Origin of the sequence: Collinsella sp. SGI.095, assembly GCF_050314535.1 — a bacterium.
In the GTDB taxonomy this organism is placed as follows: domain Bacteria; phylum Actinomycetota; class Coriobacteriia; order Coriobacteriales; family Coriobacteriaceae; genus Collinsella.
The window spans coordinates 166,262-185,178 of the sequence record NZ_JBNPNG010000001.1 but is presented as its reverse complement, the minus strand read 5'-3'; the positions used below and the strand labels follow the sequence as shown (position 1 = coordinate 185,178).

Below are 18,917 nucleotides of genomic sequence, written 5' to 3'. Positions count from 1 at the left end.
AATTAGCTGCCCCGTACTACCCTGACAATCTAAAGTAGCTAAAAAAGCCCCGTCCCAAATTGACTACTTAGTGGGAGGAGAAGCGTGATTGGCGGCCGAAGGATAGGGCGGTGTCGCCGAACTTGTCTCGGACTGCGTCGATGGCGACGGAGAGGTCACGGCGGTCGCTGGATTGGGCTCCGCGGTCGTCGACTTCGCAAAACAGGTCGGTCTGTATGCCGCCTTGATGATTGAAGTCACTCATGCCTATGCCGGCAAGGCGTACATGCATTCCTTCCTGCCAGATGTTGTCGAGCAACTCGATCGCTACCGCCACAAAGATGTTCTCGTCGTCGGTGGGATGGGGGAGTCGTCGCTGTGCCGAGCGACCGCTGCCGTACGAGTACTTAAGTTTGAGCGTCACCGTGGCGCCGGTAAGTCCCTGGCGGCGCAGGCGACGTCCGACGGATTCGCCCAATAGTGCAATCGCCGCTTCGATGTCCCCGCGCTCGGTCAAATCTTTCGCAAAGGTGCGCTCATTGCTTACCGACTTGACCTCACGCTCTTCATCGAGGCTCGTGACTTCGGAAACCTCGAGCCCCAACGCACGCTGGCGCATGCGCTCGCCGTTAACGCCAAAAATCGCAGACAGTGTGGATTCCGGTGCGCGAGACAGCTCGCCCAGCGTGTAAATCCGCATGCGGCGCAGCCGCTCCTCGGCCGAGCGCCCGATACCGCTCATGGCAGAAACAGGTAACGGTGCCAGAAAACGCTGCTCAGTTCCCGGGCGTACGACCGTAAGCCCAAACGGCTTGTCTCGCTCGCTTGCAATCTTGGCTACCGTTTTGTTGCAACCGACGCCGATGGAGCAGGTCACCCCCAGTGCCGCCACGCGATCGCTGATGCGTCGTACGACGAGCAGTGGGTCCTCGGGCGCAAAGCGGCCCGGCGTGATGTCGATAAAGGCCTCGTCAATGGACACGCGCTCTACGCGCGGTGTCTCGTCGGCAAGAATATTCATGACCTGTGCGCTGACCTCGTGGTAGCGATCGAAATGCCCGTGTGTCCAAATGGCCTGCGGACAGAGGCGGCGCGCCTCGGCCGAGGGCATGGCGGAGTGCACGCCAAAGCGGCGTGCCTCGTATGAGCAGGTGGAGACGACGCCGCGCGATTCGGCGTCTCCGCCCACGATAAGCGGCTTGCCGCGCCACTCGGGATGATCGAGCATCTCCACGCTCGCAAAAAACGCATCGAGATCCATCAGACCCACCGCCGGACCCGTCCAGGGCGGCGGCGTGACGCCCGCAGTATCCTCATAACCGTATGTATGTTCGCATCTTTTCATGGCATGAGTATACCGCGCAGCTCATGTGGGGTGCGTGGATGTGCTTGCAAATCGCGAATTCTTGTCTAAGATATGGATTTGCCTTCGACTACACCGAAGAAGTTGGTCTCACGGACTTCACCTGCCCGCGTCGATGGCGTATTATGTTCAACTGTTTGTTTGTAGTTGCAGCCTAAAGCTGCTTGGTTGGAGGAGTTTCCTTTGGCAGTCAAGATTCGCCTTGCTCGTCACGGCGCTAAGAAGCGTCCGTACTACCGTGTCGTCGTCGCCGATTCCCGCGCCCCGCGTGACGGTCGTATCATCGAGGAGGTTGGCCGCTACAATCCGATGACCGCCCCCAAGACCATCAACCTCGATCTCGAGAAGATTGCTGACTGGCAGTCCAAGGGCGCTCAGCTCACCGACGCTGTCGCCGCCCTGGTCAAGGCCGCCAACGAGGGCGAGAAGACCGAGACCGTCGTCAAGAAGTCCAAGAAGCAGCTCGCCAAAGAGGCCGAGGCCGCTAAGGCTGCCGCTGAGGCCGCTGAGGCCGCTGAGGGCGCCGAGGAGTAAATCGTGCCTGAGGTTGACGCTGCACAGCTCGAGGGTGAGGCAATGCTCTCAGATCGCATCGCCGATCTCGTCGAATATCTCGTTGTTCAGATCGTCGACGACCCGGATTCCGTGAGCCTGGAAGTTATCGATGGCGACGATGCCTCAACTATTGAGGTTTCGGTCGCCGAGGATGACGTCGCTAAGGTCATCGGCCGTCGTGGCCGTACCATCAAGGCCATTCGCACGCTCGCCCGTGCACTGGCCGCTCGCCTCGACACTTCCGTCGAGGTAGAGGTTCTGGGCTAGGACCTTGAGGTCCCAGTACAAAAACATCGCCCGTGTGGTTAAGCCGCACGGAAGGAAGGGGGAGGTCCTCGCGCAGCCGCTGCGGGGGCTTCCTTCTGTATTGGAGCCGGGTATGCGCGTCGCCCTGACGCCACCGGCGCTCAAGCGTGACCGCTTTTGCACGGTTACATCCGTTACCGATACGGGCGATGGCGATCTGGTTTCGTTTGAGGGCATTGACGACTTGACGGCCGCCGAGGGCATCACGGGTTGTTTCGTTCTGGCGAACCGTGATGACTTTGAGCTCGATTCACTCGATGCCGCCTATACCGACCTTATGGGTCGCGAGGTGGTTGACGAGCGCTTTGGGTCGCTCGGAACGATCGTTGAGATTATGTCGACGCCCGCCAACGACGTTTGGGTTGTCGAGGGTGATCGGTATGGCGAGGTGCTGATTCCCGTGATCGAGCAAGTTGTGCTCGATCTTCCCGATCGGGGAGCAATATCCGTCCACGTTATGGACGGCTTGATCGATATGGACAAGTAGGGAGGACAACATGCTGATCGAGACCCTTTCGGTCTTTCCCGAGATGTTTGAGCCCGTCATGTCCACATCGATTTTGGGCCGTGCCCGCAAGGCCGGCCTTTTTGATTTTAAGGCCTATAACCTGCGCGACTGGACGCACGATCGCCACCGTACCGTCGATGACGAGCCGTACGGCGGCGGTCAGGGCATGCTCATGAAGGTCGAGCCCATCGCTGAGGCCATCGAGGCCATCAGCTCTGAGGGCCCCAAGCCCACCGTGGTGTTCTTTACGCCCTGCGGTGAGCCTTTTACACAGCATATAGCCGAGCGCCTGCTCCAAAGCGAGCGCCTGCTGTTTGTGTGCAGCCGCTACGAGGGTGTCGATGAGCGCGCGTATGCCTATGCCGATGAGCGCCTGTCGATCGGCGACTATGTACTCACGGGCGGCGAGCTGCCTGCTATGGTCGTTGCTGACGCCGTCGTGCGTCTGATTCCCGGCGCGCTTGGTGACGAGATGAGCAACGTTGACGAATCATTCTCGACCGCCGAGGACGGTGGGCTGCTCGAGTACGCGCAGTACACCCGTCCTGCCGAGTTTAACGGCGAGGGCGTGCCTCCCGTGCTTGTAAGTGGTGACCACGCCAAGGTTGACGCTTGGCGCCGCAAGAACGCCATCGAGCGCACCTGTCGCTGGCGTCCCGACTTAATTGAGACGGCGCGGCTTACGCCCCAGGAGCGTGCGTACGCGCAGGAGATTTTGGACGCTTCGTATTCGCAGAGCGAGGAGTGAGAATGGTTCCGTCGCAGCATTCCATGCTAAAGGGTGCGTTTGAGTGGGTCGTGGTCATCGCAATCGCGCTCGTGGCCACCTTCTTGATTCGCACCTTTGTGGTCGAGCCCTTTGTGGTTCCCACCGGTTCCATGGAGTCCACGATTGAGATTGGCGACCAGATCCTGGCGCAAAAGGTGACGCTTGAGCTCGGCCAGCCTGTCAAACAGGGCGATATTGTGGTGTTCCACAACCCCGATGGCACCTCTGAGCACGATGTGCTCGTCAAGCGGGTCATCGCTACGGCCGGCCAGACGGTCAACCTGCAGGACGGCAAGGTGGTCGTTGACGGCCAAGCGCTCGATGAGGACTATACGACGGGCATGAGCTGGCCACTGTCGGTCCAGGCGCCTGGTGCTCAGGTGAGCTATCCCTACACCGTCCCTGACGGGTGCGTGTGGGTGATGGGCGACAACCGCGAGAACTCAGCCGACTCACGCTACTTTGGCCCGGTCGACCGTTCGGACCTGATCGCCGTGGCGCTCGTGCGTTACTGGCCGCTCAACCGTCTGGGCGCTATCGACTAAAAACCGCTATAGTACAGTACCTAACCGTGTAATCGTTTCGACGAGGGGATATTAGAGGCATGAACGCTTCATCGCTTTCCTTCCAAGACATCATCCTGCGCCTCCAGCAGTACTGGGGCGAGCAGGGCTGCGTCATTATGCAGCCCTATGACTCCGAGGTCGGTGCCGGTACCTTCCATACCGCGACCACGCTGCGCTCGCTCGGTCCTGCCGAGTGGCGCACCTGCTATGCGCAGCCCTGCCGCCGTCCCGCCGACGGCCGCTACGGCGAGAACCCCAACCGCATGCAGCACTACTATCAGTTCCAGGTGCTCATTAAGCCTTCCCCGGTTAATGCTCAGGAGCTTTACCTGGGGTCTCTTGCCGCCATTGGCCTGGACCCCAACGACCATGACGTCCGCTTTGTTGAGGACGACTGGGAGAGCCCGACGCTCGGTGCCTGGGGCCTTGGCTGGGAGGTTTGGCTCAACGGCATGGAGGTCACGCAGTTTACGTACTTCCAGCAGGTGGGCGGCATCGAGGTCGACCCCGTGCCCGTCGAGATCACCTACGGCCTGGAGCGCATCGCCATGTACGCCCAGGGTGTCAACTCCGTCTATGACCTGGTGTGGAGCTATTTGCCCGACGGCACGCCCATGACCTACGGTGACGTGTTCCTGGAGAACGAGCGCGAGTTTAGTGCCTACAATTTTGAGGTCGCTAACGTCGAGATGATGCGTCAGAAGTTTGACGACTACGAGGCCGAGTGCCACTCCTGTCTGGAGCGCAAGCTGCCGCTGCCCGCATACGACTGCGTCATGAAGTGCAGCCATGCCTTCAACCTGCTCGATGCCCGCGGTGCGCTGTCCGCAGTCGAGCGCGCCAACTACATCCTGCGCGTCCGCGCCGTCGCCAAGGCGTGCTGCGAGGCCTATATGGCCGAGGTCGCCGGAGTTAACGAGAATGCCGACCAGGAAGGCGAGGTGGCGTAAGCCATGGCAGACGCTAAGGATTTCCTGTTTGAGATCGGTACGGAGGAAATGCCCTCCGCACCGCTGAACAATGCCGTCAAGCAGCTTGGCGATATGATCGCCAAGGGCCTCGACGAGGCCGGCCTGGCCCATGGCGAGGTCCGTGTGATCTCGAGTCCGCGTCGTCTGGCTGCGCTCGTGGCCAACGTCGCCATCGCTACCGATGAGGTCCACGAGGTCAAGCGCGGCCCTGCGGCAAACATTGCCTTCGATGCCGACGGCAACGCCACCAAGGCCGCCCAGGGCTTCGCCCGCAAGTGCGGTGTGGCTGCCGAGGACCTGATCCGTCGTGAGGATACCGACGGCCGCGAGTACGTATTCGCCGAGAAGAACATTCCCTCTGTGCCGGCTACCCCTATTCTGACGGCCCTGTGCGAGAAGACGATCGCAGGCCTGCAGTGGCCCAACTACCGCAGCCAGCGCTGGGGCCACGAGCACGCTACGTTTGTGCGTCCGGTCCGTTGGATCTGCTGCCTTCTGGGCGAGGACGTTGTGCCCGTGACGTTTGCCGATGTGACGAGCGGCAATACCACGCGCGGACATCGCGTGCTGGGCGCCGGTGACCATGTTGTCGCCAGCCCCGCCGTCTACGAGCAGGTGCTCGAGGACGCCGGCGTGCTCTCTGCCGAGCGTCGTCGTGAGGCCATCCTTGCCGGTATTGCCGAGGTCGAGGCCGCTCGCCCTGGCTGCCATGTCGACACGCCCAAGAAGGTTTTCGAGGAGGTCATTAATCTCTGCGAGTGGCCGACGGTGCTCGTCGGTACCTTCGACGAGGAGTTCCTCAAGGTCCCGCACGAGATCATCTGCGAGTCCATGCTCACCAACCAGCGCTACTTCCCGATCTATGACGGCGAGGGCAAGCTCACGCGTGAGTTCGTGGTCGTCTCCAACAGCAAGCCCGAGAATGCCGAGCGTGTGATCGACGGCAACGAGCGCGTCGTGCGCGCCCGTCTGGACGATGCCAAGTTCTTCTACGAGGAGGACCTGAAGATCTCCCTCGACGAGTTCCGTGAGCGTCTGGCCAAGGTTGCCTTCCAGGAGAAGCTCGGCAGCGTGCTCGCCAAGTCCGAGCGCATTGAGCAGCTCGCGCTCGCTATTGCCCGCGAGGCCCATCTGGGCGCCCACCTCGCTGCCGATGCCGCTCGCGCCGCGCACCTGTGCAAGGCCGACCTGGTTTCCAACGCCGTCGTCGAGTTTACGAGCCAGCAGGGCGTGATGGGTGGCTATTACGCAACTGCGATGGGGGAGAACGACGAGGTCGCCCACGCCATTCGCGATCACTATCGTCCCCGCTTTGCCGGCGATGAGCTGCCCGAGGGCACCGCTGGCTGCATCGTGGCCTGTGCCGACAAGCTCGATACCATTGCCGGTATCTTTGCCATCGGTGAGCCCCCGACCGGCTCTTCCGACCCCTACGCGCTGCGTCGCGCCGCTATCGGCATTATCAACATCCTGCGCGATCGTCTGCCGATCGACCCCACGACGCTCATCGACTTTGCCCTTGAGCTTTATAGCGAGCAGGGCATCGAGTTCGACGCCGCCGAGGTCGCCCAGCAGGTCCGTGACTTCTTCCACGGCCGTCTGGTGAGCATGGCCCGCGACGAGAAGATTCCGGCGGATACCGTCGCCGCCGTCTCCGCGGTGCACATCATCGCTCCGTCCGTCTTCTTCGCCCGCTGCGCCGCGCTCGACGAGGCTCGTAAGAACGATGCCGAGACCTTCGACAACCTGGCTACTGCCTATGCCCGCGCCGCGCACATCTCCAAGCCCGAGCTGGGTATGGAGTACGATCGCAGCCTGATGGGTGAGGCCGAGCTCGCGCTCGCCGATGCCTCCGAGGCTGCTCAGATCGCTGTCGATGGCGCCCTTGCTGCCGAGGATTACCCGGCCGCATTTGCCGCCCTTGCCGCCCTGCGTGCCCCCATCGACCGCTTCTTCGACGAGGTTATGGTCATGGACAAGGACGAGCAGCTCCGCGATAATCGCCTTAAGCTGCTCAACCGCTTCGAGGCCGTTTTCTCTGGCATCGCCAACATCGGTGAGCTTGCCCGCAAAAAGTAAGCCAGCCTGCGCATAAGCGCAAAAGGAGCCCCGCATGGATTGCCCGGTCACCGCACGTCCCACCGTTATCGTTATCTCCGACTCGCTCGGTGATACCGCTTGTGAGGTGGTGCTTGCGGCGTCCGGGCAATTTGATGAAGGGGCTTTTCGTCTCTTGCGCTTGCCCAAAGTGAACTCGGTGGAGCAGGTCAAGTCGTTTGTGGGCCCGCGCGTCGATGCGGACCATCGTGATATCGCCGTGTTCCACACTATCGTCGATCCGGCGCTTCGCGCCCGCGTGCTCGATTACCTGGGTATGCTGCATATTCGCTCTGTCGACCTGATCGGTCCGACCCTTGCCGTGCTGTCGTCGCTCATCGGTGTGCCGCCCAAGGGCGTTGCGGGCGTTATTCACAAAACGGATGACCGCTATTTCCACCGCATTGAGGCTATGGAGTATTTCGTTGAGCACGATGACGGGCGCGGTTGCGACGACCTTTCGGGGGCCGATATCGTGCTGCTGGGCGTGTCGCGTACGTCCAAAACGCCGCTGTCGATGTATTTGGCCTATCAGGGTTACAAGGTCGCAAACGTTCCGCTGGCGCACGGCATGGAGCCGCCGAAGTCGATTTACGAGGTCGACCCGATGCGCCTGTTCGGCCTGATTTCGACCGTTGACGTAATTTCTGAGATTCGCGACAGCCGCTTGGGCGATGACTACGCCCGCGCCGTCGCCGGCTCCTATGCCGAGCCCGAGAGTGTGCGCAGCGAGCTTGAGGAAGCCCGTGCCCTCATGAAGCGCCTAGGCTGCTTTGTGGTGCGTACCGACGGTAAGGCGATTGAGGAGAGTGCATCCGAGATCATCGGTCATTTGGAGGAAATCCAAGAAGCTCGAGCCCGTCGTGCCGCTCGCCGAGCCCAACAAAAGTAGCTAATTTGGGACGGGGCTTTTTTAGCTACCCCGGTTGAGGCCGCGAGCTTTTTGGCTGATTGCCGACGGGGTAGCTAAAAAAGCCCCGTCCCAAATTAGCTACTTATGGTAAAGCGATTTAGCAAAGTTCTTTCAGTTAACCTGCAAGTCTCGTACACTGGTATCTTCATAAGGTAACCACCTTTATCTACCGTTTACCGTCAGTTTTACCACGTTTACCAAACCTCGCACCCTCTACGCAAGCACTTCCAATACCCGCCGTATAGTACCCTCACGGCTCGCATCCGGCGGGTCGATTCGTTACCACGGTCGTGCGCGACAGCGCATGGAAGGGGAGTATCGTGAGCGATTGCAAGAGGGTTTACCGTTTTGGAACCGACGCCCAGGGCACCTGTGTCACTGAGGGCGACAAGTCCATGAACTTCGTGCTTGGCGGCAAGGGTGCAAATCTTGCCGAGATGAGCCGCATCGGCCTGCCTGTTCCCGGTGGCTTTACCATTACCTGCCAAACCTGTGTCGAGTACTCCGGTGCCGGCAACGTGTGGCCCGAAGGCGCACTCGATGAGATCGTTGCCGCCGAGGCCGATCTCGAGGCCCGCTGCGGCAAGAAGCTTGGTGACGCATCCGACCCGCTGCTCGTGTCGGTTCGCTCGGGTGCTCCGTTCTCCATGCCCGGCATGATGGACACGGTCCTCAACTTGGGCCTTAACGACGACTCCGTTCTGGGCCTCATTGCCCAGACGCAAAACCCGCGTTTTGCCTGGGATAGCTACCGCCGCTTTATCCAGATGTTCTCCAACGTCGTTATGGGTGTCGATGCCGACTTGTTTGAGAACGCCCTGACCCAGGCCCGCTTGGTCGCCGGCGTTCGCGTCGATTCCGAGCTTTCGGCCGAGGACCTGCAGGAGCTCGTCGAGACCTTCAAGGGCATCTTCTCCGAGAACGTCGAGGCTGCCCTGTATCCCGAGCTCGAGGTTGTCGACGGCAAGCCCGTCTTCCCGCACGATCCGGAGCTCCAGCTACGCCTTGCCATCCAGGCCGTCTTTGGCAGCTGGATGAACGAGCGCGCCTGCATCTACCGCAAACAGCATGGCATTTCCGACGAGCTCGGTACCGCCGTCAACGTCCAGGCCATGGCTTTTGGCAACAAAGGCGAGACCTCTGCGACCGGCGTCGCCTTTACGCGCAATCCGGCCGATGGCACCAAGGAGTTCTACGGTGACTTTTTGGTTAACGCCCAGGGTGAGGACGTCGTCGCCGGCATCCGCAACACTGAGCCCATCGCCGACCTCAAGACCACCCCGGGTCTCGAGTCTGCTGGTGAGGAGCTCGAGCGCGTTTTCCTGACGCTCGAGGATCATTACCGCGATATGTGCGATATCGAATTCACCATCGAGCAGGGTAAACTTTGGATGCTTCAGACCCGCGTGGGCAAGCGCACCGCTACCGCCGCGCTGCGCATCGCTATCGAGATGGTCGAGGAGGGCCTCATCACCCGCGAGGAGGCCGTGAGTCGCATCGATCCGGCGCAGCTCGACCAGCTTCTGCATCCGCAGTTCGACTCCTCCAAGAAGTACGAGGCCCTGGCCTGCGGCCTTAACGCCAGCCCCGGCGCCGCCGTAGGCGAGGTCGTGTTCTCGAGCGACGATGCCGTCGCGCGCGCCAACGAGGGCCACAAGGTCATTCTGGTTCGCTGGGAGACCAACCCCGATGACTTGAAGGGCATGGTCGCTGCCGAGGGCATCCTTACCAGCCACGGCGGCAAGACGAGCCATGCCGCCGTTATCGCCCGCGGTATGGGTACGCCCTGTGTCTGCGGCGTTGAGCGCTTCCATATTGACGCCGCCGAGAAGGTCGTGCGCATCGAGGGCAGCGACCGTGTGCTTCACGAGGGCGACATCATCTCCATCGACGGCACCCAGGGCATTGTCGTCGATGGCGCCGTCGATCTGGTCTCCGCCGAGCTCACCGGCGACCTGGACACCATTCTGTCCTGGGCAGACGAGATTCGCCTGGACGAGACCGACGGTCACGCCAACCACGTGCGCGTCAACGCCGACAACCCCGAGGATGCCGCGCTCGCACTCGAGTTTGGCGCCGAGGCCATCGGCCTGTGCCGCACCGAGCACATGTTCCTGGGCGAGCGCAAGAACATTATCCAGAGCTTTATCCTGTCCGACGACGAGGCCGTGAAGCAGCAGGCCCTGGCCGACCTGCTCAAGGTTCAGACCGAGGACTTTCTGGCGATGTTTAAGACCATGTCCGGTCGCGATGTGGTCGTTCGCCTGCTCGATCCTCCGCTGCATGAGTTCCTGGATAATCCTCGCGAGCTCGAGGTCGCCATCACCAAGAAGGAAGCCGCCGGCGCCAGCGAGGAAGAGCTTGCCACCCTGCGTGCCCGCCTGCGTCGAATCGACGGCATGGTTGAGTCCAACCCGATGCTCGGCTTGCGCGGTGTGCGCCTGTCCGTTGTCTTTGGCGATCTGCCGCTCATGCAGGTTCGCGCCGTCGCCACGGCTGCCGCCCGCCTTATCAAGGAGGGCGTCGACCCGCGCCCCGAGATCATGGTCCCGCTCGTTTCCATCACAGCCGAGCATGTCCAGACCCGCGAGGTCATCGAGCGCGTGATCGCCGAGGTATCCGCCGAGGAGGGCGTCGAGCTCAATATTCCCGTGGGCACGATGCTCGAGCTGCCGCGCGCCTGCATGGTCGCCGACGAGATTGCCCACCATGCCGACTTCTTCTGCTTTGGTACCAACGACCTCACCCAGACAACCTTCGGCTTCTCGCGCGACGACGCCGAGGCCAAGTTCATCCCGCTGTACATGCACAAGAAGATCCTGAAGGATAATCCCTTCGAGACCATCGACGCGGCGGTGCTCGAGCTGGTGCGTATGGCAGTCGAGAAGGGTCGCGCCGCCAACCCCGACATGCACTTTGGCGTGTGCGGCGAGCACGGCGGCGACCCCAAGTCCATCAAGGGCCTGTTCAACGTGGCCGATGTGGACTACGTGTCCTGCTCGCCCTATCGCGTACCCCTCGCACGACTGGCTGCCGCTCAGGCCAAGCTCGAGGCCAAGCGTTCCGCCTAGCGTTTAGTGTATAGACCCCTAGCGTAGCCCCCCTTCATGCCGCCCGTCTCATTTGTGAGGCGGGCGGTTATCATGTGCGGGTTTTGTCTTTTTGTCTGCGAAAAAAAATGTTCTTGCAGCAGAAACCCGCGCGTGTATACTCGAATACGTTTGTTCAACTACGTGCCGGCCAAGGTGGTACGGCACCTCTAGAAGAGTAAGGAATTGCACATGGATTACATCCGCGCAATCGAGCGTCAGCAGATCCGCGAGGACATCCCGCAGGTCCGCGTTGCCGACAACGTCAAGGTTCACTACCGCATTAAGGAAGGCGACCGCGAGCGCATCCAGGTTTTCCAGGGTGACGTCATCCGCATGGCCGGCGCCGGTGCCCGTGAGACCTTCACCGTCCGCAAGATTTCCTTCGGTGTCGGTGTTGAGCGTACCTTCCCGCTTCACAGCCCCAAGATTGCCAAGCTCGAGGTCGTTCGTCATGGTCGCGTCCGTCGCGCCAAGCTGTACTACCTCCGCGACAAGGTGGGCAAGGCTGCTCGCATCCCCGAGAAGCGCTAAGAAGATCGCAGCGTCTGTCCACTCGTTTGGACACAAGGGTCACCTTCGGGTGGCCCTTCTTTTTATCTGATTTCCATGCAAGGAGGGCCTGGTATGGCCAATATGACGAGCTCGGTTTCGGCATCGCAGGTTGCCGGCGAGCTGGCGAGTGCCACGTTCGAGGAGATTCCCGCCCTCGTGGAGCACTATCGCGAGGATCCGCGCCAGCAGGTGATCAAGGCTTGCGAACGCGCACTTAAGCGCCATGCCAAGGAACTTTCCGAGCGCGAGCGCGTCAACGGCATGTACGAGCTTATGCATGAGCTCGGCGGCGATGGCGTGGTCGTTGGTGTTGACGAGGTGGGGCGCGGCTCTGTCGCCGGCCCGTTGACGGTCTGCGCTGTCTGCCTTCCCATGGAGCCGCGCGTTTGGGGCATTAACGATTCCAAAAAGCTCACGCCTGCCCGTCGTGAGCTGCTCTCGGTGCAGATTGCCGAGGTGGCTACGGCCATTGGTTTTTGCCATATCGCGCCTGCGGACATCGATGAGATGGGCATGGCCCGCGCCATCCGCGCTGCCGTTGCGGGCGCCGTGGCCGATACGGGGCTCGAGCCCGATTGCGTGCTTATGGACGGCAACCCCTTGGGCGCCGTTCCCAACGAGCGCGATGTGGTCAAGGGCGATGCCAAAATCGCCTGCATCGCCGCTGCTTCCATTATGGCCAAGGTCACGCGTGACGAGATGATGGTCGAGTACGATGCCGAGTATCCCGAATATCATCTTGCTGAGTCAAAGGGCTATGCGAGCCCCGAGCACATTGAGGCTATTCGTAAACATGGCCTTTCTCCGTTGCATCGTGTGAGCTTCTGCGGAAATTTTTTGCAGACGGAGCGTCTTTTTTAAGGCAAATATGGAGACAGGGACTTCTGGGATTTTATAAACCAGCTGGTGGGGACCGCATGCAACGCAATTGTTGCATGCGGTCCCTTTTTTGTTTGTTTTTGGTTGGACTTTGGTTTTCTTTTGGTACTTACCCGCAAGAAAGGCGGCCCCATGATCGGGTCAATATCGTGCGCGGGAAAGGAGACCCCATGTGCGCCGCAAGTGCAAAGAGCAAGACGCAACAGCTCAAAGAGCTTTGGGAGAGCGGGGAGATTGATTGCGCGTCGATTACGCCTGGGTTCATTAAGGGCCTCAGTCCTCGAGAACTGGGCATGCTGGGCGAGCTTATTGCAATCGATTACTTTCGCGAGCGCGGTTATGCCCTCTTGGAACAGGGCTACCGGTGTCCCGAGGGCGAGGCCGATCTGGTACTGCTTGATGAACTTGATGATGTCGTGGTGATGGCTGAGATCAAGACAAGGCGCGTCGCCCTAGATTGCAACACGCGGGTCTTTCCCGAGGAGGCGGTGGACGCCCAGAAGCAGCGTCGCTACCGCCGTATCGCGAGTTGTTACCTTATGGATCACTATCCCCTTAGGGCGATTCGCTTCGACGCGGTGGGCGTTACTATCCGCGGCGGTCATATTGCGGAGATTGAGCATCAATACAACGCATTCGATTGGCAGGTATCGTGATGGCGTTTGACACCTTTGCCGTCCACGCTGCATGTATTCGTGGCGTCGAGGCGATTCCCGTCACGGTCGAGGTCTCGCTTGCCGGCGGTATTCCGGGTATCCAAATGCTTGGCATTCCAAGTATGGAGGTGATGGAGTCGCGTGGCCGCATACGCTGCGCAATGCGCTCGGCGGGATTTGAGATTCCACGGGCGGGCATTACCGTCAACTTGGCTCCGGGCGACATCCGTAAAACGGGCAGTGGTTTTGACCTGCCGATTGCCATCGCGGTACTGGCGGCCGATGGGCAGATTCCCCGCGACCATCTAGACCATTGCCTTATTGCCGGTGAGCTCGGGCTGGATGGTAGCGTGCTGCCCGTAAAAGGCGAGGTTGCGTTTCAGTTGTTGGCGCGTGATATGGGCCTGTCCTTTATTGCAGGAAGATCGGATCAACATGTACCGCTTGCCGGTGTGGACTGTGGCTTTATCGACCATCTGTCTCAGCTCGCCCGCGGTATGGGCGAGGCGGCTCGGCATTATCTGGATTCCGAGGGTGTCGAGGCGTCGTTTGAGCCAGAACTTGATTATGCCGATGTGCTGGGGCAGGAGGTTGCCAAGCGCGGCATTGCGCTCGCGGCGGCGGGGGAGCTCGGCCTGCTTATGATTGGCTCGCCGGGTTCGGGCAAGACCATGCTCGCACGCCGCATGACGGGTATCTTGCCCGAGCTTTCTCTCGAGGATCAGCAAGAGGCGCTGTGCATCCATTCGGTCTTGGGCGAGAACATCGATGGTTTGCTGGCGGGACACCGGCCGTTCCGTAGCCCCCACCACAGCATTTCGACTGCGGGCCTTATTGGCGGCGGACGGCCGGTGCACCCGGGCGAGATTAGCCTAGCGCACGGCGGCGTGCTCTTTTTAGACGAGCTTGCCGAGTTTCCCAACAGCGTGCTGCAGACACTCCGTCAGCCCATAGAGCGCGGCTACGTCAAGATCGTACGCGTCGATGGGGCTTTCACGTTTCCCTCGAGGTTCCAGCTGCTTGCCGCGAGCAATCCCTGTCCCTGCGGCTTTTTGGGCGATCGCGAGGTACCGTGCCGCTGCTCGGCTTCGATGGTTGAGCGCTATCGGTCTAAGCTACGTGGTCCCTTGGCCGATCGTATTGACCTTATGATTGACGTGACCCGACCCGATCCGCAGGTAATTATCGAGGGTGCTGAGGGTATGTCGTCAGCTGAACTACGTGACTATGTTGTGCGGGGTCGGGCATTTCGTGCCTGGCGCGAGTCCCGTTTGGACGATGCAGATGCCGAGGCCGAGGACGATGAGTCACGTTCCATCGACGGCGTCGTGTCGACCTTTGCGCTCGATGGGGCAGCGGAAAAGTGCGTGCTCGGCCTGTCGAGGCGCACACATCTCACAGGGCGCGGCATCGTGCGCTTGGTGCGTATCGCGCGCACGATCGCCGATGTTGCCGAAAGTGAGCGGGTAACCCAAGACCACGTGCTCGAGGCGGCGATGTACCAGGGGAGGAGGGACCAGTAATGCCCAAGGAGACTTTTGAGCTGCATCCCGGTGATGCGTTGTATCCAGCTACCGTTTTGGAGCTCTCCGATGTACCCCAGACGCTTTATGTGCGTGGCGACCCCGCCGCACTGTCGACGCCCGCGCTCTCAATCATCGGCGCTCGTAAGGCCTCGCCGTACGGCCTTGCCGTGGCAGAGCTGGCCGCGAAAGTTGCGGTCGAGGCGGGGGTGACGGTGGTCTCGGGCGGTGCGGTCGGCTGCGACCAGGCCTCGGGTTGGGCTGCGGTCAACGCTGGTGGCAGGCACGTCGTGGTGTTGGGTACGGGCGCCGACGTGGTTTACCCGCGCTCGAGTGCAGGGCTCATCGCGCGCACGATCGATACGGGCGGCGCGGTCGTGTCCATCTCGCCTTGGGGTATGGGGCCACGCAAGTTTGCCTTTCCGCGGCGTAACCGGGTGATTGCCGCGCTTTCGCAGGCGCTCTTCGTGTCGGAGGCCGGCATGCCCTCGGGCACGTTCTCGACAGCGGAGGCCGCCATGGACCTGGGGCGCGAACTGCTCGCGGTACCGGGCTCCATTTTGTCACCAGAGTCGCGTGGGACCAACTACCTCATCGCCAACGGGGCCTGCTGCATTGTTGACGAGGAGTCTATTGAGATGGCCATCTCGCGAATTTACGGCACCCTGCGCTATTCGCGTCCCGATGCGCCCGGTATCGCCGATCTGGACCCCACGCAGCAGGCCGTGATGCACGCGCTCATTGCCTCGCCGCTCAAGGTCGATGACATTGCCGCGCTCGTCTCCCTCGATGCCGTCGGCGTGCTCAAACTCCTGGGCTCACTCGAGCTCGAGGGACTCATCGAGCGCATGATGGATGGAAGGTATGCGCCCTCAAAGTTTGCGCTTCACGCTCAGACGCCCTTCGGTCACAATGGAAAGCGTGTCAATTAGAAAGGTGTTTGCAGATGCTGTTTGATCAAGTGACGGTTATCGGTGGCGGTCTGGCGGGATCGGAATGCGCGATTCAGCTGGCAGATCGCGGGTTTGCCGTAAAGCTGTGCGAGATGCGGCCGCTGGTGACCTCTCCTGCCCACCATACCGATCACTTGGCGGAGCTCGTCTGCTCCAATTCGTTTAAGTCGACCCGACCCGATTCCGCCGCCGGCCTGTTGAAGGCCGAACTCGAGCGTATGGGTTCGGTGCTGCTCGACTGCGCTCATCGCGCTGCCGTTCCTGCTGGTGGCGCCTTGGCGGTCGACCGTGTTAAATTCTCCGAGCTCGTCGAGGCCGAGGTTGCCGCCCGTCCCAATATCGAGGTCGTTCACGGCGAGGTCACCCAGATTCCCGAGGGCCATGTGGTTATCGCCGCGGGTCCCTTGTGCTCACCGGCGTTGAGCGGGGAGGTCATGAAGCTCGTCGGTGGTGATTCCCTGGCGTTCTTTGATGCCGCGGCCCCGATTGTCGATGCCTCGACGCTCGATATGGATGTGCTGTTCTCGCAGTCGCGCTACGAGGAGCAGGGGAGTGGCGACTATCTCAATGCCCCGCTCAACAAGGAGGAGTACGAGGCCTTTATCGAGGCGCTTACCACGGCCGATCGCGTGGTGCTCAAGGACTTTGAGGGCGGGGACCTCTTCCAGGCCTGTCAGCCAGCCGAGGAGGTTGCGCGCACGGGCAAGGATGCCATCCGCTTTGGCGCTATGAAGCCCGTCGGGCTCACCGACCCGCGCACCGGTCGCCGTCCCTGGGCGGCGATTCAGCTGCGCGCCGAGAACAAGGAGAAGACCGCCTATAACCTGGTTGGTTTTCAGACCAACCTGACCTTCGGCGAGCAGAAGCGCGTTTTTCATATGGTTCCCGGTCTGGAGAATGCCGAGTTTTTCCGCTATGGCGTCATGCATCGCAATACCTTTGTCGATGCTCCCCATGTGCTCGATGGGACCTTCGCCGTGCCCGGCACGGGCGTGCGCCTTGCCGGACAGATTACCGGTACGGAGGGTTACATGGAAGCGGTCGCGACGGGTCTCCTCGCTGCGCTCAATACCTATGCCGAGGCTATCGAGGTTGCTCCTGTCGAGCTGCCGCGCGTGGGCGCTCTCGGCGCGCTCGTGGGCTATGCGACCGATCCTGCTACGGTCGGATATCAGCCCATGCATGTTAATTTTGGCCTGGTGCCTCCCCTCGAGGACGGTAAACGCCGCAGCAAACGTGAGCGCTATCAGGCCTATGCGGATCGCGCCCTTAAGGCCCTGGATTCCTATCTGGAATCGCGCTCCGACCTGTTTGGGGGCGACCGGCCATAGCCTTTGACCTGTACGGTGCCGTCGACTCGTTCATAGCCTATATTGCACGCGTCGAGGGGCTTTCTTCTAACACTGTTATCGCTTACGGCTCTCGTCTGGAGCGTTTTGCCGCTTGGTGCGAGCGTGGGGATATCGATGCACGCACGGCGGACGTACGTACCGTTCGCATGTATCTGGCGGAGCTGTCGCGCGAGCAGGTGGCGCCCAGGACGATTGCGGCGCACCTGTCTGCCATTCGTTCGTTCTATCGATGGATGGCTGCCGAGGGTCTTATCGATGGAGACGCTGTCTCTGCGATTGCCTCGCCCAAGCTTCCACGCGATTTGCCCGGGGTGCTGACCACCCAGCAGGTTAAGGCACTGCTTGCAGCGCCAGACGTTTCAACGCCTGCGGGACTGCGCGATGCGGCGATGCTCGAATTGCTCTATGCATCTGGGGCTCGCATCTCCGAGCTTGCGGCACTCAATGTTGAGTCCATTGCTTGGTCCGAGCGAACGCTGCGGCTTTGGGGTAAGGGGAGCAAGGAGCGTATCGTGCCCCTGTATCGGCGTGCTCTCGATGCGACCCGCCGCTATATTGAGGAAGGAAGACCGGAGCTTCTTGCTCAGGCAAAGCGTGGCGACGGTACGAACGGTGTGCATCCGCTGTTTATCTCGGCACGCGGCAACCGTATGAGCGCCGCCATGCTTAGGCGACGGTTTCATATGTTGGCGACGCTTGCGGGCATTCCTTCCGATATCGCCCCGCATGCGATGCGCCATACTTTTGCGACCGATTTGCTCGAGGGCGGAGCGGACTTGCGCTCTGTCCAGGAGTTGCTGGGGCATGCAAGCTTGTCCACCACGCAGATTTATACGCATCTCACGCCCGATCGGCTCAAACGCGCCGTTACCCAAGCCCTTCCGCGCGGCGAGTAAGGCAGGAGAGGGGTTCTATCCAATCGATCGCGCGTCCGTGTGTGTGGTTTTGATTTCGGGTTGGCAGAAAGATGTAATCCTGCTATCATTCATCGGGTTGCTTCACGGCAACAGGTTTTTATCACGCACGCGCGGCTACTTCATACCGTGGTGCCCGGGCTTTGGTAGCACATGTCCGGGTTGGTTTTGGAGGATGACCCCGCGCGGAGGCAAACCACAGGAGGTTTAACATGGCTACCAAGATTAATATCCGCACCCTGCTCGAGGCCGGCTGCCACTTCGGTCACCAGACCCGTCGCTGGAACCCCAAGATGAAGCCGTTCATCTTCGGTGAGCGCAACGGCATCTACATCCTCGACCTCAAGCAGACTATTCTTGACGCCGACCAGGCTTACACCTTCGTCAAGAACGTTGCCAAGGGTGGCAACGTGCTGTTCGTCGGCACCAAGAAGCAGGCTCAGGAGGCCGTCAAGAACGCCGCTGAGCGCGCCAACATGCCTTACATCAACCAGCGTTGGCTCGGCGGCATGCTGACCAACTTCGTCACCATCCGCTCCCGCATCAACCGCATGGAGGAGCTCGAGGCCATGGTCGAGGACGGCCGCATGGCTGTTCTTCCCAAGAAGGAGCAGGCTGTTCTGGGTAAGGAGCTCGCTAAGCTCCAGACCAACCTCGGTGGCGCCCGCGACATGAAGGGTCTGCCCCAGGCTCTCTTCGTCATCGACACTAAGCGCGAGGAGAACGCCATCAAGGAGGCCCAGCGCCTGAACATCCCCGTCGTCGCTCTGATCGATACCAACTCCGATCCCGACGAGGTCGAGTACGGCATCCCCTGCAACGATGACGCCATCTCCGCTGTCACCCTTATGTGCGAGCTCATGGCCGACGCTTGCCTCGCTGGCTCCGGCAAGGAGCAGGTCTCCGAGGCCGAGATGGCCGCTGAGCCCAAGGCCGAGTAAATCAGTCCTATTTAAGTCTTTTTCATCT

General features: G+C 61.0%; 18 protein-coding genes. 17 read left to right on the top strand and 1 reads right to left on the bottom strand.

Features of this window, described 5'->3' with window-relative positions:
• Positions 1–67 precede the first annotated feature (67 nt).
• Complete coding sequence (dinB, locus tag ACQRCA_RS00860) at positions 68–1,324, bottom strand: DNA polymerase IV (protein ID WP_427717584.1); 1,257 nt, start codon at positions 1,322–1,324, stop codon at positions 68–70.
• Positions 1,325–1,525: 201 nt separating this feature from the next.
• Here dinB and rpsP point away from each other — a divergent pair, with 201 nt between their 5' ends.
• The 17 genes from rpsP to rpsB all read left to right on the top strand — a co-directional run bounded on the left by rpsP (position 1,526) and on the right by rpsB (position 18,889).
• A complete protein-coding gene (gene rpsP / locus ACQRCA_RS00855) occupies positions 1,526–1,876 on the top strand; it encodes a 30S ribosomal protein S16 (protein ID WP_427717582.1) in 351 nt (116 codons plus the stop codon).
• Positions 1,877–1,918: 42 nt separating this feature from the next.
• Positions 1,919–2,164 (top strand): KH domain-containing protein, encoded by a 246-nt coding sequence (locus tag ACQRCA_RS00850; RefSeq protein ID WP_154516529.1) that lies wholly within the window; start codon positions 1,919–1,921, stop codon positions 2,162–2,164.
• Positions 2,165–2,198: 34 nt separating this feature from the next.
• Positions 2,199–2,690 (top strand): ribosome maturation factor RimM, encoded by a 492-nt coding sequence (gene rimM, locus ACQRCA_RS00845; protein ID WP_427717603.1) that lies wholly within the window; start codon positions 2,199–2,201, stop codon positions 2,688–2,690.
• Between the two features lie 10 nt (positions 2,691–2,700).
• Positions 2,701–3,459, top strand: coding sequence for a tRNA (guanosine(37)-N1)-methyltransferase TrmD (gene trmD / locus ACQRCA_RS00840; protein WP_427717579.1), 759 nt, complete (start codon positions 2,701–2,703; stop codon positions 3,457–3,459).
• Between the two features lie 2 nt (positions 3,460–3,461).
• Positions 3,462–4,025 carry a signal peptidase I gene (gene lepB / locus ACQRCA_RS00835; protein ID WP_427717577.1) on the top strand — a complete coding sequence of 188 codons (564 nt, stop codon included), beginning with the start codon at positions 3,462–3,464 and terminating at the stop codon, positions 4,023–4,025.
• 59 nt (positions 4,026–4,084) lie between these two features.
• Complete coding sequence (locus tag ACQRCA_RS00830; RefSeq protein ID WP_006236091.1) at positions 4,085–4,996, top strand: glycine--tRNA ligase subunit alpha; 912 nt, start codon at positions 4,085–4,087, stop codon at positions 4,994–4,996.
• Between the two features lie 3 nt (positions 4,997–4,999).
• Entirely contained in the window at positions 5,000–7,096 is a 2,097-nt protein-coding gene (gene glyS, locus ACQRCA_RS00825) for a glycine--tRNA ligase subunit beta (protein WP_427717574.1), read from the top strand.
• Between the two features lie 34 nt (positions 7,097–7,130).
• A complete protein-coding gene (locus tag ACQRCA_RS00820; RefSeq protein WP_154516238.1) occupies positions 7,131–8,006 on the top strand; it encodes a pyruvate, water dikinase regulatory protein in 876 nt (291 codons plus the stop codon).
• A 341-nt stretch (positions 8,007–8,347) separates the two neighbouring features.
• Positions 8,348–11,098, top strand: coding sequence for a pyruvate, phosphate dikinase (gene ppdK / locus ACQRCA_RS00815; RefSeq protein WP_427717572.1), 2,751 nt, complete (start codon positions 8,348–8,350; stop codon positions 11,096–11,098).
• A 210-nt stretch (positions 11,099–11,308) separates the two neighbouring features.
• Complete coding sequence (gene rplS, locus ACQRCA_RS00810) at positions 11,309–11,650, top strand: 50S ribosomal protein L19 (RefSeq protein ID WP_117583231.1); 342 nt, start codon at positions 11,309–11,311, stop codon at positions 11,648–11,650.
• Positions 11,651–11,743: 93 nt separating this feature from the next.
• Positions 11,744–12,532: a ribonuclease HII gene (locus tag ACQRCA_RS00805; protein ID WP_427717569.1), complete on the top strand. Its 789-nt coding sequence runs from the start codon at positions 11,744–11,746 to the stop codon at positions 12,530–12,532.
• A gap of 188 nt (positions 12,533–12,720) precedes the next feature.
• A complete protein-coding gene (locus tag ACQRCA_RS00800; protein ID WP_427717567.1) occupies positions 12,721–13,206 on the top strand; it encodes a YraN family protein in 486 nt (161 codons plus the stop codon).
• Positions 13,206–14,729 (top strand): YifB family Mg chelatase-like AAA ATPase, encoded by a 1,524-nt coding sequence (locus tag ACQRCA_RS00795; RefSeq protein ID WP_427717565.1) that lies wholly within the window; start codon positions 13,206–13,208, stop codon positions 14,727–14,729. The genes ACQRCA_RS00800 and ACQRCA_RS00795 overlap by 1 nt, the downstream gene beginning before the upstream one ends.
• Positions 14,729–15,661 (top strand): DNA-processing protein DprA, encoded by a 933-nt coding sequence (locus ACQRCA_RS00790; protein ID WP_427717562.1) that lies wholly within the window; start codon positions 14,729–14,731, stop codon positions 15,659–15,661. The genes ACQRCA_RS00795 and ACQRCA_RS00790 overlap by 1 nt, the downstream gene beginning before the upstream one ends.
• Positions 15,662–15,675: 14 nt before the next feature.
• Entirely contained in the window at positions 15,676–17,013 is a 1,338-nt protein-coding gene (gene trmFO / locus ACQRCA_RS00785) for a methylenetetrahydrofolate--tRNA-(uracil(54)-C(5))-methyltransferase (FADH(2)-oxidizing) TrmFO (RefSeq protein ID WP_427717560.1), read from the top strand.
• A complete protein-coding gene (locus ACQRCA_RS00780) occupies positions 16,977–17,930 on the top strand; it encodes a tyrosine recombinase (protein WP_427717601.1) in 954 nt (317 codons plus the stop codon). The genes trmFO and ACQRCA_RS00780 overlap by 37 nt, the downstream gene beginning before the upstream one ends.
• A 230-nt stretch (positions 17,931–18,160) precedes the next feature.
• Complete coding sequence (gene rpsB / locus ACQRCA_RS00775; RefSeq protein ID WP_055285135.1) at positions 18,161–18,889, top strand: 30S ribosomal protein S2; 729 nt, start codon at positions 18,161–18,163, stop codon at positions 18,887–18,889.
• The last annotated feature ends 28 nt before the right edge of the window (positions 18,890–18,917 follow it).